The following is a 15,520-nucleotide window of genomic DNA, read 5'->3' on the forward strand; positions in this document are numbered from 1 at the left end:
ACCGCACCATCCCGGACAAGGAACGCCGCACCCCTGCCAGCGGCGCTGCTGCAGATTGGCGGCCCGGCGCGGTCGTCACGGCCCCCCATGAGACGCACACCCAAGATCGACAGGTAAACCGATCACTTCAGCCTGAAGTGATCGATCACGCGCAGGATCTTCACATTTTCTTTCTCCATTTGTCCAGCAGAAAACCTTCGTCCGACACCTTCTGTCGTGTAAGCCACAGTTGTTGTCGATCGGCCAGGGCGGCGGCGACCATGCGGCCGTCGGCGCCGGTACACACGGCCGGCACCACGGAAGGCGCCCCGGTGTCGGTCTCCGACCACCACGCGCCCGCCGACTCCTGCTCGGTGGGATGGGCCGTGAAGGAGACCCGCCCCGGCCCGGACTCCTGCGCCAGGACCGTGCAGTCGTATCCGCCGATCATGGCGCGGGTGGCCACCAGCGGCCCGGCGCCGGCAGCCTGCACGAGCGGCTGCGTGTAAGGCGAACGCGCCGGGGCCCAGACGTTGACGACCCCCGTGGCGTCGAGGAAGTACAACGAGACGGAGCCGGAGCTGGTCGCCAGGGCGGTGAACGCACCCGGCGCCGCGACGGCGTCGAGCTGACCGCTCAGGACGAACTTTCCGCCGCCCTGCTCCTGCGTGAACCAGCGGATCGCCCGCGCCCCCGGCACGAAGAGCTGCACCCGGCCCGCGCCGTCGGCCGCGGCGGCCAGGCAGTCGCCGGTCCGCGCGCCGCCGAGGTCCTGCCATCCGCCCCACCCGCGACTGTTCTGCACCCGGCAGCTCACCCCGCCGCCGCCGTTTCGCACGAAGACGCAGAGCCGCCCGTCGGAGTCGACGGCCGACGCGGGATGCCCCGTCCACGGACCGGTCCTGTTCGGATGCCCCAGCGAGGTCCACCCCAGCACCGGCCGCCCGGTCTGGAACTGCACGGCGTGCGCCAACTCCACCTCGTCGCCCACGCCCGTGCGGCGCACACCTACGAGATGGACATATCGGTCCACTCCTTGAGCGACCGTCAGGTCGGCGGTCAGTCCGTCATGGGCCAGCCGGTCCGGCTCCGACCATCCGGAGCGGCTTTCCGTCCAGCGCAGCACCGCACCCTCGGCGGGCGCATAGGCACTGAAGAGCCCTTCTTTTCCGCAGGTCAGCCACGAACCTGTCAGAAGGGAGGCACCGAGTGTGCCGTCCTCGGGGGACGGGCGGGTGCGTGCAGTAGGCATGTCAATCCAGTGCGTAAGATAGGACCGGTTGGGTTTTCATTCACCCGTTGATCGTTGGATCACCATAGTCCGTTCACTGTACGATCACTTCCGCCGCTGCCCTGCTCGGGGTACGCACCTCGGACCACACAAGCCGTCCCCACCGGCCCCCGATCGTGCACCTTCGCGACAGCAGCCTCCCCCATGAACGGCCATCACGGCGACGCGATGACACATGCCCGGACGGGCTCAGCACGAAGGTTGGACGACCATGACTGACGAAGGCGGCCGCAGGAAAAAGGGCCGGTCCCGGAAGCGACCCGTGCTCCGGATCGTTCTAGGGGCGCTGCTCGTACTCGTCCTCGCAGCGGCCGGCACCGGATACTGGCTGTACAGCCGCCTCGACAGCAACATCGAGTCGATCGACATCGACGACGCCGTCAACGGCGAGCGTCCGGAGAAACTCGCCACCGGCGCCCGGGACATCCTCGTGCTCGGCTCCGACTCGCGCTCGGGCGACAACAAGGACCTGGCGGGCGGCAATGTGGGCGGCACCGCGCGTTCCGACACGGCGATGGTCGTCCACATACCCGAGGGCCGGCAGCAGGCCGTCGCCGTCAGCATCCCGCGCGACACCCTGGTGAGCCGGCCCGAGTGCACCAAGAAGGACGGCTCCACGCTCCCGGCGGCGGAGCGGGTGATGTTCAACTCCGTCTACACCAGCGCCGGTCCCGCCTGTGTGATCAGCACCGTGGAGAAGATGTCCGGCGTCCGGATCGATCACTACATGGAGATCGACTTCTCCGGGTTCAAGGAACTGGTCGACGCGATAGGCGGCGTGACCGTCGACGTGAAGGAGCCCATCCGCGACAAGGAGTCGGGCCTCGACCTCACGGCCGGCTCCCACAAGCTCGACGGCACGCAGTCACTGGCGTTCGTCAGGACCCGGCACGGCATCGGTGACGGCAGCGACCTCGGCCGCATCGGTCTCCAGCAGCAGTTCATGATGGCGCTCCTCAGCGAGGTCAAATCGCAGGACCTGCTGGGCAGCCCGGCCAAGTCGTTCGAGATCGCCGACTCGCTGACCCAGTCGCTGACGACCGACTCGGGGCTCGACTCCCTCACGAAACTGGCCGACTTCGCCCGCAGCATGGACGGAGTCGACCCCGCCTCGATGAAGACGATCATGCTGCCCGTCGCCTACGACAAGGTGGACCCGAACCGGGTCGTGGCCGCCGAACCCCAGGCGACGGAGCTGTGGAAGGCGATCCGCGAGGACTCCTCGATCCCGGACTCCGCGAAGAAGTCGCCCGCCACGGGCGGCTGACGGACCACCGCCCGGAGGCCACGGCCGCGCCTCGCGCGCCGTGGCCTCCGGCTTGCCGCGCGGCCCGCTCCGTCGGCGGTTCACAGGACTCCGTGGCCCGGCAGCCTCACCGCAGCGGCTTCCAGCTCCCCAGCGCGAACCCGCCCGCCTCGGTCTTCTGTCTGCTGATGATCAAGTTGCCGTCGCGCGCGCGGGCCATCGCGACCAGGCCGTGCCCACCCTGTTCCCGCAGGGCCGGCGGAAGGTGGCCGGCGCCGGTGACGGCCGTGCGGGTCCACCAGCCGCCCGCCGATTCGTCCTCGGTGGGATACGCGGCGAACGCCACCTGCCCCTGGTCCGCCTCCTGGGCGAGGACCGTGCAGTCATGGCCGTCGATGACCAGCCGCGAGAGCACCACGGGCCCCGGCCCCGCCGCGTCCATCAAAGGGCGGGGCTCCGGCAGCCGGCCCGGTGCCCAGACCTGGATCACCCCGTCGCCGTCGGTGTAGAAGAGCGAGACGGTCCCGGAGACCGTGGCGATCGCGGAGAACGCTCCCCCCGGTGCCACCTGGACCTCCAGCCTGTCCGCCAGGGCGAATGCCGCGCCCGGCTTCTCCTGGGTGTACCGGGTGATCTGCTTGCGTCCCGGTACGAAGAGTTCGACCAGACCTGCCCCGTCGGTGGCGACCGCCAGGGCGTCCGAGGTCCCGTATCCGCCGAGGTCCTGCCAGCGGCCCCAGCCTCCGCGGACGCCCTGGACCCGGCAGCTCACACCGGTGCCGCCGTTGCGCAGGAACACACAGACCCGGCCCTCGCCGTCGACCGCGGCCACCGGGTCGCCTGTCCACCGGCGCACCTTGTTGGGGTGACCGAGCGAGTGCCAGCCGAGCAGGGGGCGCCCGGTCTGGAACTGCACCGCGTGCACCAGCTCCAGCTCCTGCTCCCCCTCCGCGTCGGTGCCGGTCCGGCGCAGGCCGATCAGATGGGCGTAGCCGTCCGCTCCCTGGGCGACGGTGAGCACCGGCATCAGGCCGGGTGCGTCGAGCCGGTCCGGCCCGCGCCATCCGGACGGCGCCTCCGTCCAGCGCAGCACCGCGCCGTCGGCGGGCGCGTACGCGGTGAGGACACCGTCCTTACCGCGGGTCAGCCATTCTCCCGACAGCCGTGTTTCATCGGCCGGGTCTGGGTCTCGAAGCGTGGTCGCACGCTCAGGTGGCATGGGAAGTCCAGTGCGTCGGAACGGCTCGGTGGGGCCGGTGAGTTGCTCACCGACCGGTCAATTCTGGCACCACCGGCGGGCCCCTGACGCCGCGGCCCCGCGCACCCTGCGACCCTGGTGCCATGGACGAGCTGCCCCTGCTTCTGATCGTGGACGGCGCCAATGTCGTCGGCTCCGTGCCCGACGGATGGTGGCGCGACCGCTTCGGTGCGGCGGAGCGGCTGCGGGACCGGCTGACCGTCATCGCGAAGGAGGGCATCGCCGGGGAGCCCGGGCCCGTGGAGGTGCTGCTCGTCGTGGAGGGGGCGGCCCGGGGCGTCGGCTCCGTGCCCGGCGTCACGGTGGAGACCGCGCCGGGGAGCGGTGACGACCTGATCGTCGCGAGAGTGCGGGAGACGGCGGGCCGGACCTGTGTGGTCGTCACGGCCGACCGCGAGCTCCGGAGAAGGGTCGAGGCGCACGGCGCGCGGTACGTGGGCCCGCGTGCCGTGCGCCCTGCGGAGCCGGACGGGGTCTAGTACTCGGCGTCGCGGCCCGCCTTGCCGAGGCGGCTGTGCCTGCGCCCGTAGAGCGCGTACACGACGATCCCGATCGCCATCCAGACGGCGAACCGGAACCACGTCTCGCCCGGCAGGTTGAGCATCAGCCACACCGAGGCCGCGACCGACAGGATGGGCACCAGGGGCACCAGCGGGGTACGGAACGCGCGGTGCAGATCGGGCCGGGTGCGGCGCAGGATGATCACGCCGAGGGCGACGACGACGAACGCGAAGAGCGTGCCGATGTTCACCAGGGTGGCCAGCTCGTTGATGCTGGTGAAGCCGGCGACGATCGCGATGATCACACCGAGCAGGATCGTCGGACGGTACGGGGTGCGGAACCGCGGGTGCGTCTTGGAGAAGAACCGCGGCAGCAGGCCGTCCCGGCTCATCGCGAAGAACACCCGGGTCTGGCCCAGCAGCAGGATCATGCACACCGTCGTCAGACCGACCGCTGCGCCGAAACTGATGATGCCGGCGAAGAACGGATGTCCGGTGGCCTTGAAGGCGTCCGCCAGCGGGGCGCTGATCGACAGTTCGCTGTAGTGCTGCATACCGGTCACCACGAGGGACACGGCGACGTAGAGCACGGTGCAGATGAGCAGCGACCCCAGGATGCCGCGCGGCATGTCGCGCTGCGGCAGCTTGGTCTCCTCGGCCGCCGTGGCCACGACGTCGAAGCCGATGAAGGCGAAGAAGACGATGGACGCGGCGGTGAAGATGCCCATCACGCCGAAGTTCGTGGGCTCGTAGCCGAACAGCAGCTGCACCAGCGGCGCGTCCCAGCCGGAGCCGGACTCCTGACCCTGCGCGGGGGGGATGAAGGGGTCGTAGTTGGCGGCCTTGACGAAGAAGAGTCCCGCGATGATGACGATCAGCACCACGCCGACCTTGATGGCCACGACGACAGCGGTGATGCGTGCGGAGAGCTTCATGCCGACGACGAGGATCGCCGTCAGCAGCAGGATGAGAACGAAGGCCAGCAGGTCGAAGGTGCCGCCCTCGACATCAGGGCCTTGCAGCCCGGCGGGTAGGTTCCACCCCACGTTGTCCATGAGCGAACGCACATAACCCGACCAGCCGACCGCCACCACCGCCGTACCGAGCGCGAACTCCAGCACCAGGTCCCAGCCGATGATCCAGGCGGGCAGTTCGCCGAGCGAGGCGTACGCGAAGGTGTAGGCGGAGCCGGCCACCGGGACGGTGGAGGCGAACTCGGCGTAGCACAGGGCGGCCAGGGCGCAGACGATGCCGGACGCCACGAAAGCGAGTGCGGTCGCCGGGCCGGCGTTGTTCTTGGCGACGGTGCCGGTGAGGACGAAGATGCCGGTGCCGATGATGACACCCACGCCGAAGACGGTGAGGTCCACCGCGGAGAGGGACTTCTTGAGGGCGTGCTCCGGCTCTTCGGTGTCCCGGATCGACTGCTCGACCGGCTTGGTCCGGAAGACACCTTGTCTGCCGCCGGACGGGTCAGTATCTGTGCTCACCCCTGCACCTCCACACTTGTCGTCCTCGCCATGATCGGGACGGTGTGTGGTCCACAGAGAGCCGGAACGGGTGGAGTTCAGCCGAATGGGCCGAAGGGACCACCCTTTCAGGGTTACCCTCCGGCCCGGGGTCGGCACGCCGTGCACACGATCCGTCCCAATCATCCACGGATCAGTCGCACAGGCCGAGGCGGATCAGTCGCGGGCGGGCTCGACCGCCTCGCTGTCGATACGGCCGTCGAGCTTGGAGACCAGACCGGTGACCTGACGGGCGATGTCCGGTGCGGTCAGGCCGATCTCCGCCATGACCTCCTTGCGGGAGGCGTGGTCGAGGAAGCGGGGCGGGATGCCGAAGTCGCGCAGCGGCACGTCCACACCGGCGTCGCGCAGGGCCTGGGCGACGGCGGATCCGACGCCGCCGACCCTGCTGTTGTCCTCGACGGTGACGACGACCCGGTGCTGCTCCGCCAGCGGTGCGAGCGCCTCGTCGACGGGCTTGACCCAACGGGGGTCGACGACGGTGGTCGAGATGCCCTGGGCATCGAGCAGGTCGGCGATCTCCAGGCACATCGGGGCGAGGGCGCCGACGGAGACCAGCAGGACGTCGGGCCGGTCGGCCTCCGGCCGGCGCAGCACGTCCATGCCGCCGGCCTTGCCCACGGCCTTGACGGCCGGCCCGACCGCGCCCTTGGAGAAGCGGACCACGGTCGGCGCGTCGTCGACCTCGACGGCCTCACGCAGCTGGGCACGGACCTGGTCGGCGTCACGAGGGGCGGCGATCCGCAGGCCGGGGACGACCTGAAGGATCGACATGTCCCACATGCCGTTGTGCGAGGCGCCGTCGGTGCCGGTGACACCGGCCCGGTCCAGGACGAAGGTCACACCGCACCTGTGCAGGGCGACGTCCATCAGGACCTGGTCGAAGGCGCGGTTGAGGAAGGTGGCGTAGACGGCGAAGACGGGGTGCAGGCCGCCGGTCGCCAGGCCCGCGGCGGAGACGGCGCCGTGCTGCTCGGCGATGCCGACGTCGTAGACCCGGTCGGGGAACGCCTTGGCGAAGCGGTCGAGACCCACGGGCTGGAGCATCGCGGCCGTGATGGCGACGATGTCCTCGCGCTCCTTGCCGAGCTTGACCATCTCCTCGCCGAACACCGAGGTCCAGTCGAGGCCGGAGCTGGAGATGGGCAGACCCGTGTCGGGGTGGATCTTGCCCACGGCGTGGAAGCGGTCCGCCTCGTCCGCCAGGGCGGGCTGGTAGCCGCGGCCCTTCTCGGTGAGGCAGTGCACGATGACGGGGCCGCCGAAGCGCTTGGCGCGGGCGAGGGCCGACTCGAGCGCCTCGATGTCGTGGCCGTCGATGGGGCCGACGTACTTGAGGCCGAGGTCCTCGAACATGCCCTGCGGGGCGATGAAGTCCTTGAGGCCCTTCTTGGCGCCGTGCAGCGTGCCGTACAGCGGCTTGCCGACGACGGGGGTGCGCTCCAGGAGGTCCTTGCCGCGGGCGAGGAAGCGCTCGTAGCCGTCGGTGGTGCGCAGGGTGGCCAGGTGGTTGGCGAGGCCGCCGATGGTCGGCGCGTACGAGCGCTCGTTGTCGTTGACGACGATGACCAGCGGACGGTCCTTGGCGGCGGCGATGTTGTTCAGCGCCTCCCAGGCCATACCGCCGGTGAGCGCGCCGTCGCCGATGACGGCGACGACGTGGTCGTCCTTCTTCAGGACCTCGTTGGCCTTGGCGAGGCCGTCGGCCCAGCCGAGCACGGTGGAGGCGTGCGAATTCTCGATGACGTCGTGCTCGGACTCACCCTGCGAGGGGTAGCCGGACAGTCCGCCCTTCATCTTGAGCCGGGAGAAGTCCTGGCGGCCGGTCAGCAGCTTGTGGACATAGCTCTGGTGCCCGGTGTCCCAGAGGACCTTGTCCTTGGGGGACTCGAAGACACGGTGGAGGGCGATGGTCAGCTCGACCACGCCGAGGTTGGGTCCGAGGTGCCCACCGGTCTTGGAGACGGCGTCCACCAGGAAGGTGCGGATCTCTGCGGCCAGCTGCTCCAGCTGCTCCGGGCCGAGCCGGTCCAGGTCGCGCGGTCCCCTGATACGGGAAAGCAGTGCCACCCGTGCCTCCTTGCATTCGAGCTGCATCCGAGCCGATCGACTCTGGCTGATCGACCTTGCCGATTGCCCGAGTCTAATGTTCCGTGCACGCGCTCCGTCATCGGGCGGTGGGTTCTGTGTCACGTCTATGACGTGACACAGCAGTGCCCGGCGCCGCTGTGCGGCACCGGGCACCGTCCGGTCGTACTAGGCGCGACCTGCGGTCTTCTGCGTCCTACGCGTGACGGAGTCGATCACGACCGTCGCCAGCAGAACACCACCGGTGATCATGTACTGGATCGGTGTCGCGATGCCTTCCAGGGCGAGTCCGTACTGGATCGAGACGATGACCATGACGCCCAGCAGGGCGTTCCAGGTGCGGCCCCGGCCACCGAAGAGGCTGGTGCCGCCGATGACGGCCGCGGCGATGACGTTCATCAGCAGGTCGCCGGCGCCGGCGCTCTGGTTGGCCGCCGCGATCTTGGAGGCCCAGAACAGGCCGCCGACGGCCGCGAACAGTCCGGCCAGCGCGAAGACCGAGACACGCACGGCGGTGACGTTGATACCGGCGCGGCGCGAGGCCTCGACGCTGCCGCCGAGCGCGAAGATCTTCCGGCCGTATGCCGTACGGCGGAGGACGAAGTCCGTGACCACGAGGACGGCCAGGAACAGCACCAGCGCCAGGGGCAGGCCCTTGTACTGGTTGAACATGACGGCCGCGGCGAACGCGATGACCGCGAGGATCACCGTGCGCATCACGATGTCGGACAGCGGCCGGGACGGGACGCCGGCCGCGGCGCGGCGGCGGTTGTCGAAGAACGACGACAGGAAGAAGCCGGCCACGGCGACGGCGGCGAGCGCGTAGGCGGCCGCGATGTCGGAGAAGTAGTACGTGGTCAGCTGTCCGACGACGCCTTCGCCGTCCAGGTTGATCGTGCCGTTCTCACCCAGCAGCTGCAGCATGAAGCCCAGCCAGAACAGCAGGCCGGCCAGCGTCACGGCGAACGCCGGGGCGCCGATCTTGGCGAAGAAGAAGCCGTGCAGGGCGCCGATGGCGGCGCCGCTGGCCAGGGCGACGACCAGCGCCAGCCATTCGTTCATCCCGTGCGTCACGCTCAGCACGGCGACGATCGCACCGGAGACACCGCTGACGGAGCCGACCGACAGGTCGATCTCACCGAGCAGCAGCACGAAGATGATGCCGACGGCCATCATGCCGGTGGCGACCATCGTGACGGCGATGTTGCTCAGGTTCTCCGCCGAGAGGAACTGCGAGTTCATGGTCTGGAAGATCACCGCGATGACGATCAGACCGATGACGACCGGGATCGACCCGAGGTCGCCGGCGTGCACCTTGCGCTTGAACTCGGAGAAGTAGCCCTTGAGCCCCTGCTCGCGCACCAGCAGACGGGGGTCGACCGCGGTCAGCGCGTCATGCGCGGCGTCCGGGTTGACCACCTTCGTGCCGGTCGACGTGGGGGTCTTTTCCGTGGTCACTTCGTAACCTCCGCGTTGCGCGCCGCACGGCGGGTCACGGCGTTGTCCGTGGCACCGGTGATGGCGGAGATGATCTCTTCCTGCGAGGTCGACTTGACCTCGAAGACACCGTTGTTCCTGCCCAGCCGGAGCACGGCGACCTTGTCGGCGACGGCCTTGACGTCGGCCATGTTGTGGCTGATGAGGACGACGGCGTGGCCGCGCTCCCGCAGCCGCTCCACGAGGTCGAGCACCTGTGCGGTCTGCTCGACACCGAGAGCGGCGGTGGGCTCGTCGAGGATGACGAGCTTGGGCTCGCCGAGCATCGAACGGGCGATGGCCACGGTCTGGCGCTGACCGCCGGAGAGCGAGGCGATCGGGATACGGACGCTGGGGATACGGATCGACAGCGTCTTCAGCAGTTCGAGGGCGCGTCGCTCCATCTCGACCTCGTCGAGCACGCCGCGCTTCTGCAGCTCCCGGCCGAGGTAGAGGTTGCCGACGACGTCGATGTTGTCGCACAGCGCGAGGTCCTGGTAGACGGTCGCGATGCCGAGGTTCTGGGCGTCGTGCGGCCGGTTGATCGAGACCTGCTTGCCCTCCCACTCGATGGAGCCTTCATCGATGGGGTGCACACCGGCGATCGTCTTGACCAGCGTGGACTTTCCGGCGCCGTTGTCGCCGACCAGGGCGACCACCTCACCGGCGTGGACCTCAAGCTCTACGTCGGTGAGCGCCTGGACGGCACCGAACCGCTTGGAGACCCCGCGCAACGCCAACACGGGCGTAGCGGACACGTGAACCATCTCCTTCGCCGCCTGACCGGCGGGGATGCCGCGCCGGGGGAAATGCGGCGCGGAGGTTGAGCAGACTGGAAATACAGCGTGTGTTCCGACCGGTGCCCCGACCGGCAGCGGGGGCTGATGGCGGGGCGGGGCACCGGAAGGTTTCTGCGGGGCGCGTGCGCCCGGGCAGAGGCCGGAGCACCGGGGGAACCGGGCTCCGGCGTGCGGCCTTACTTCAGGCCGAGCTGGTCACACGCGGCCTTGAACTTCGGGGTGCAGATCTCGTTCACCGTGTAGACGCCGTCCTTGACGACGGTGTCCTTGATGTTGTCCTTGGTCAGCGAGACGACCGGGACGAGGACCGACGGGATGCCCTTCTGGGAGGGGCTGTCGACCTTCTCCTTGGCGATCGAGTCGAGCGACTCGCCCTTGGCGAGCGCCACGGCCATCTCGGCGGCGGCGGAGGCCTCCGGCGCGTACGGCTTGTAGACGCTCATGAACTGCTCACCGGCGACGATGCGCTGGACACCGGCAAGCTCGGCGTCCTGACCGGTGACCGGCGGGAGCTTGGTGAAGCCGCCCGACTTGAGGGCGGTGATGATGCCGCCCGCCATGCCGTCGTTCGCGGAGTAGACGCCGATGATCTTGTCCTTGCCGAGGGACGAGATCGCGGCCTCCATGTTGGCGTTGGCGTTCTCCGGCTTCCACTCCTTGGTGTCGTACTCCTTGCCGACGTTCACCTTGCCGTCGAGCTCGGCATGGGCGCCCTTCTTGAACAGCGCGGCGTTCGGGTCGGTGACCGAGCCGTTCATCATGACGATCTGGCCGTCCTTGGCCTTGTCGCCCAGGGCCTCCAGCAGCGCCTTGCCCTGCACCCGGCCGACCTCTTCGTTGTCGAAGGAGGTGTAGGCGTCGATCGGGCCCTCGGCGAGACGGTCGAACGCGACGACGGGGATACCGGCTTCCTTGGCCTTCTTCACACCGCCGGCGATGGCCTTGGAGTCCACCGCGTCCACGATGAGCGCGTCGACCTTGTTGGTGATCATGGTGTCCACCTGCTGCGTCTGCAGTGTGGCGTCCTGCTTGGCGTTGGCGTAGACGACCTTCGCCTTGCCGTCCGTCAGCTCGCTGATCTTCTTCTCGATGAGCGGCTTGTCGAACTTCTCGTAGCGAGCGGTCTGGTTCTCCGGAAGGAGCAGGCCGATCGTGATGTCGTCGCCCTTCTTGGCGCGCGACTCTTCGGCGCTGTCGCCCGAGTCTCCAGCCTGGCCACAGGCGGCAAGCGATACGGCCATCGCAGAGGCGGCGACAGCAACGGCGGCACGACGCAGATGTGCGTTCACGATAAGAAACCTCCCTGACGAGGCCGCGTCGCTGCGGCCGAGGTGGCTGGAAGTCAACTCGGCCCCGTGGTCAGCGTCAAGGAGTAAATCCTTAACGAGATGACAACGGTGCCATTCGTTATCTAAGTGAAGGCGGGTGCGCCGACCGGCAACGCACTGTCCAGAAGGGTCGAATCACCCATTTCGCTGAGCACGAGGGCCAGCGCGCCGAGCACTTCCGCACGCCCGCCCAGAGCACCGGGAGCCACCGAAAGCTGCCTCGCCGCACTGGGAATGGCGTAACGGGAGACGGACTCACGGATGGGTCCCAGTACCAACTCTCCAGCCTCCGCCAAATCCCCTCCGAGCACCACCCGGCTCGGATTGAGGAGGTTGCACAGGTTGGCGACACCACTGCCGATGTGACGGCCCACGTCCGCCACCACACGACGGCAGCCGGGATCGCCCTCCCGCGCCAGCTGCACGACGCGCTCCATGGTCAGTTCGGCCCCATGACTCGACTGGAGCAGCGGCAGCACGTACCTGGCCGCCGTGAACGTCTCCAGGCACCCGCGGTTGCCGCAACGACACACCGGGCCCGACTCGTCCAGCGTGATGTGCCCGATCTCGCCGGCGGTACCGCCCGGACCCCGGTAGATCTGGCCGTCTATCACCAGGCCCGCGCCGACACCGCTCGCCACCTTGATGTACGCCAGGTCCTTCGCACCCCGGCCGCTGCCCCACACCATCTCGCCGAGGGCGCCCAGGTTGGCGTCGTTGTCGACGTACACGGGCACGCCCAGCCGGGCCGAGAGCTCCTCACTCGGATTGATGCCGGTCCAGCCCGGCAGGATCGCCGTCGAGCCCAGCGTGCCCGACTCCACGTCGATGGGGCCCGGCACGCCGAGCCCCACGCCGATCACCTTGCCGAGACCGATCCCGGTGGCCTCCACCAGCCGGTTGACCAGCGCCTCCGCCCGGTCGAAGCCCTCCGCGGACGACGCGTCCACATCGAGCGGCTCCGCCTCCTCCGCCAGCACCTGATGAGCGAGGTTGCCGATCGCCACGCGCAGATGCGTATGGCCGAAGTCCACGCCGATCACGATGCCGGCGTCGCCGCTGAGGGAGACGCTGCGGGCCCTGCGGCCGCCGGCCGAGGTCGGCGTCACCTCTACCGTGCCGCCGTCCTTGAGCTCACGGACGATGTTGGAGACGGTGGCCGCGGAGAGGCCGGTGCTCCTCGCGATCTCCGCCTGCGTCAGCGAACCCGCCATGCGTACGGCACGCACGACACGCTCGAGATTGGCCCGGTGCAGAGACGTCTGCGATCCCGGAGTCTCCATTGACCCATCCACTCCTGCCCCCGGTGGGCGACGCGACGGCCGCCCCCGGCCGGGGGCGCGTGTCGCGACCCCGGCGTCTCTCCAACTTATGAACCCTAAGCTCAACCTTTTGGGGCTTATCCCGTCAAGACCTTGAGCGGGGGCAACCTCTGATGAGCGCCGACGGGTGAGGTGACGGGGTGACCTCGGAGGGTGACGGTACGCGTGGCGTGGTTCGGGGCGTGGCGTGGTTCGGGGCGGGGCGGCGTGCGGCGGGCCTGGCCTGGCCTGGTGGGGCGGGGCCGCCGGCTTGGTGGTGGGTGCCGGTGGTCGGGGCCTCCGGAGGGGGGTGTCCGGAATGGCTGTCCTCACCGCGCTGCGCGCGAGTTGCGACGCTTTACTTCCGGACACCCCCCTCCTACGACCCCGCCCCCCTCACGTCCGGTACCGCCCGTACCGGCCTGTGGCCGCTCCACGCTGGGACGGCGGTCCAGGCCTTGGGGCGGAAGCAGCTCGGTGGTACCGCACGTCGTGCAGGCCGGTGTTCGTTCCGGAGCGGGCCGCTGAGCTCGGCCGGTGTCCGTTCCGTCGGGCGTGCTGCTGGGGCGGGCAGTGTCGCGGCGCGAAGCTGCCGTCCTAGGGGTGTGGGGGCGTCAGCCCCCACCAACTTCCCGTCGCCGGGGAGGGGCCGGGGGCGCCGGCCTCCATGGGGTTTAGGGCTTGCCCCCCACGCGGCGGAGCCGCACATCGATACAGCGGGAAGGGGCAGGGTGGGGGAAGCGCTCCGCGCAGCGGACGTTCGGGGGTGTGGGGGCGTCAGCCCCCACACCCCCGAACGTCGTGACGAGGGCCCCGGCCCGGCCGTGGAGCGGCAGGGGCCGGGCCCGGTCCGGGGGCGGTTACTTCAGTGCGCCCGCCGTCAGGCCCGACTGGACCTGGCGTTGGAAGATCGCGTAAACGATCAGCACCGGGAGCATCGCGATCATCATGCCTGCCATCAGCGCGCCCCAGTCGTTCTCGTAGCCCTGTTGGAGCGCGATCATCGCCAGGCCCTGGGTGAGGACGTACTTGTCCTCCTGCTGGTTGAGGACCATCGGCAGCAGGTACTGGTTCCACTGGCCCAGGAAGTTGAAGATGCCGATGCTGATCAGGCCGGGCTTGGCCATCGGGAGCATCACCTGGAAGAACGTCCGGCTGTGCGACGCGCCGTCGATCAGGGCCGCCTCGCCGACCGACGCCGGGAGCGTGCGGAAGAACGCCGTCATGAAGAAGACGGTGAACGGCAGCGAGTACGCGATGTAGACCAGGATCAGTCCGTGGTAGGTGGCCAGCAGCGAGCTGCCGGGGAAGTCCCGCATGACGAAGAACAGCGGGATCACCAGCATGAAGACCGGGAAGGACATGCCGGCCACGAACAGGTAGTAGATGAACCGGTTGCCGGGGAACTCGAAGCGGGCCAGCACGTACGCGGCCATGGATCCGAGGACCATCGTGCCGATCACCGAACCGCCCACGATGATGGCGGTGTTGATGAAGTACTGGCCCATGTTCGCGTCCTCCCACGCGTTGGACCAGTTCTCCCAGTGGAGGACCGTCGGCAGACCCCAGGGGTCGGTGAGGATCCCGTTGCTGTCCTTGAAGGCGCTCCAGGCCACCCAGAGCAGCGGCACGCCCACCATCAGCCCCCACACGATGAGGATGCCGTGGGAGAAGACGTTGAGGATCCCGCCCTCCGAGGACTTCTCCTTCGTCGGCTCGGGGGTGCGGTCGGCCTTGGCAGGGGTGTCCTGCTTGGCCACCGTTTCGATCTCTTCGGTCGTCATCCGCCCTACCCCTAGTACTCGATCCGCTCACGCCGCGCGAAGCGCATGGTGAGCACTGCGAAGGTCATCGTGACAATGAGCATCGCGACGCCCATGGCGGAGGCGTAGCCGAACTGGCTGTCGCGGAAGGCCGTCAGATACAGACGGAGCGGCATGACGTCCGTCGCGCCGTCCGGTCCGCCCATGTTCACCGACATGATCTGGACCAGGGCGAAGGCGTCCAGCGCGATGATGCCCATGTACACCCAGCCGGTCTGGACGGTGTCCCACAGCAGCGGGAGCGTGATCCGGAAGAAGGTGTGGAAGCGGCTGGCGCCGTCCAGGAGTGCCGCCTCGTAGATGTCCCGCGGGATGGAGGCCATCGCCGCGGAGAACAGGACCACGAAGAAGCCGACGTGTCCCCAGACCATGACGGCGCTGATGCACCAGAGGGCGAGGCTCTTCTCGCCGAGCCAGGAATTCTGCAGCCCGTCGAGACCGACGGCTCCCAGGAAGGAGTTCAGCATTCCGTCGTCGGGGTCGGGGTTGTAGATGTTGAACCAGATGACCGCGATGATGGTGACGGAGATGACCTGCGGGAAGAAGAAGACGAATTTGTAGACCTTCGATCCGCCGACGCCGGCGATGACTTCGTTCTTCCGGCGTTTGCCGCCGACGTTCAGCATGAAGGCGAAGAAGAGGCCGAGGCCGAGTGTGACCACCGGGACGAGCGCCAGCATGTAGACGTTGTGGCGCAGCGCGTTCCAGAAGTCGCTGCTCTCCCAGAGTCGCTGGAAGTTCTCCAGGCCGACGAATTCGGCGGTTCCGACCAGACCGGACCAGTTCGTCATGGAGATCTGGAAGGCCTGGACGAACGGCGAGATGACGAAGATCGCATAAACGATCAGGGGCAGGGCCAGGAAGCCCACGATGAATCGGTATTTGCCGTGTTGCACTGTTT

At 68.7% G+C, this 15,520-nt stretch carries 12 protein-coding genes; 2 read left to right on the forward strand and 10 right to left on the reverse strand.

Annotated features, from left to right (window positions below; all coding sequences use genetic code 11):
• Positions 1-160: 160 nt before the first annotated feature.
• Entirely contained in the window at positions 161-1,231 is a 1,071-nt protein-coding gene (locus tag GLX30_RS08365; protein WP_159685475.1) for a hypothetical protein, read from the reverse strand.
• Positions 1,232-1,481: 250 nt separating this feature from the next.
• On the opposite strand from GLX30_RS08365, the gene GLX30_RS08370 reads away from it, so the two are divergent.
• Positions 1,482-2,537, forward strand: a complete 1,056-nt coding sequence (locus GLX30_RS08370) for an LCP family protein (RefSeq protein WP_159685478.1) — start codon at positions 1,482-1,484, stop codon at positions 2,535-2,537.
• Positions 2,538-2,643: 106 nt separating this feature from the next.
• Here the strand turns inward: GLX30_RS08370 and GLX30_RS08375 are convergent, their stop codons facing one another.
• A complete protein-coding gene (locus GLX30_RS08375) occupies positions 2,644-3,735 on the reverse strand; it encodes a hypothetical protein (RefSeq protein WP_244258064.1) in 1,092 nt (363 codons plus the stop codon).
• A 122-nt stretch (positions 3,736-3,857) separates the two neighbouring features.
• Here GLX30_RS08375 and GLX30_RS08380 point away from each other — a divergent pair, with 122 nt between their 5' ends.
• On the forward strand, positions 3,858-4,253 hold the full coding sequence (locus GLX30_RS08380) for an NTP pyrophosphohydrolase (RefSeq protein WP_159685480.1): 396 nt from the start codon (positions 3,858-3,860) through the stop codon (positions 4,251-4,253).
• Here the strand turns inward: GLX30_RS08380 and GLX30_RS08385 are convergent.
• From GLX30_RS08385 to GLX30_RS08420, 8 genes are all read right to left on the reverse strand, one after another.
• Positions 4,250-5,764, reverse strand: coding sequence for an amino acid permease (locus GLX30_RS08385; protein WP_159685483.1), 1,515 nt, complete (start codon positions 5,762-5,764; stop codon positions 4,250-4,252). The genes GLX30_RS08380 and GLX30_RS08385 overlap by 4 nt on opposite strands.
• Positions 5,765-5,959: 195 nt before the next feature.
• Entirely contained in the window at positions 5,960-7,873 is a 1,914-nt protein-coding gene (gene dxs, locus GLX30_RS08390) for a 1-deoxy-D-xylulose-5-phosphate synthase (protein ID WP_159685485.1), read from the reverse strand.
• Positions 7,874-8,059: 186 nt separating this feature from the next.
• Positions 8,060-9,349: a sugar ABC transporter permease gene (locus tag GLX30_RS08395; RefSeq protein WP_159685487.1), complete on the reverse strand. Its 1,290-nt coding sequence runs from the start codon at positions 9,347-9,349 to the stop codon at positions 8,060-8,062.
• Entirely contained in the window at positions 9,346-10,134 is a 789-nt protein-coding gene (locus GLX30_RS08400; protein ID WP_159685489.1) for an ATP-binding cassette domain-containing protein, read from the reverse strand. Before GLX30_RS08400 ends, GLX30_RS08395 begins: the two co-directional genes overlap by 4 nt.
• 209 nt (positions 10,135-10,343) lie before the next feature.
• The gene (locus GLX30_RS08405) at positions 10,344-11,456 is read right to left on the reverse strand and encodes a substrate-binding domain-containing protein (RefSeq protein WP_244258065.1); all 1,113 of its coding nucleotides are present in this window, start codon (positions 11,454-11,456) and stop codon (positions 10,344-10,346) included.
• Positions 11,457-11,578: 122 nt separating this feature from the next.
• Positions 11,579-12,778, reverse strand: a complete 1,200-nt coding sequence (locus GLX30_RS08410) for an ROK family transcriptional regulator (protein ID WP_159685491.1) — start codon at positions 12,776-12,778, stop codon at positions 11,579-11,581.
• Between the two features lie 878 nt (positions 12,779-13,656).
• Positions 13,657-14,580 (reverse strand): carbohydrate ABC transporter permease, encoded by a 924-nt coding sequence (locus tag GLX30_RS08415; RefSeq protein WP_159685493.1) that lies wholly within the window; start codon positions 14,578-14,580, stop codon positions 13,657-13,659.
• Positions 14,581-14,591: 11 nt separating this feature from the next.
• Positions 14,592-15,515, reverse strand: coding sequence for a sugar ABC transporter permease (locus GLX30_RS08420; protein ID WP_159685495.1), 924 nt, complete (start codon positions 15,513-15,515; stop codon positions 14,592-14,594).
• Between the last annotated feature and the right edge of the window lie 5 nt (positions 15,516-15,520).

The organism is Streptomyces sp. Tu 2975, from assembly GCF_009832925.1.
Classification (GTDB): Bacteria; Actinomycetota; Actinomycetes; order Streptomycetales; family Streptomycetaceae; genus Streptomyces.

What these genes read in the sequence shown, in the direction of transcription:
- GLX30_RS08370 (WP_159685478.1), top strand. Translation starts at nt 1,482, where the DNA reads ATGACTGACGAAGGCGGCCGCAGGAAAAAGGGCCGGTCCCGGAAGCGA.
- GLX30_RS08365 (WP_159685475.1), bottom strand. Translation starts at nt 1,231, where the DNA reads ATGCCTACTGCACGCACCCGCCCGTCCCCCGAGGACGGCACACTCGGT.
- GLX30_RS08375 (WP_244258064.1), bottom strand. Translation starts at nt 3,735, where the DNA reads ATGCCACCTGAGCGTGCGACCACGCTTCGAGACCCAGACCCGGCCGAT.
- GLX30_RS08380 (WP_159685480.1), top strand. Translation starts at nt 3,858, where the DNA reads ATGGACGAGCTGCCCCTGCTTCTGATCGTGGACGGCGCCAATGTCGTC.
- GLX30_RS08400 (WP_159685489.1), bottom strand. Translation starts at nt 10,134, where the DNA reads ATGGTTCACGTGTCCGCTACGCCCGTGTTGGCGTTGCGCGGGGTCTCC.
- GLX30_RS08410 (WP_159685491.1), bottom strand. Translation starts at nt 12,778, where the DNA reads ATGGAGACTCCGGGATCGCAGACGTCTCTGCACCGGGCCAATCTCGAG.
- GLX30_RS08415 (WP_159685493.1), bottom strand. Translation starts at nt 14,580, where the DNA reads ATGACGACCGAAGAGATCGAAACGGTGGCCAAGCAGGACACCCCTGCC.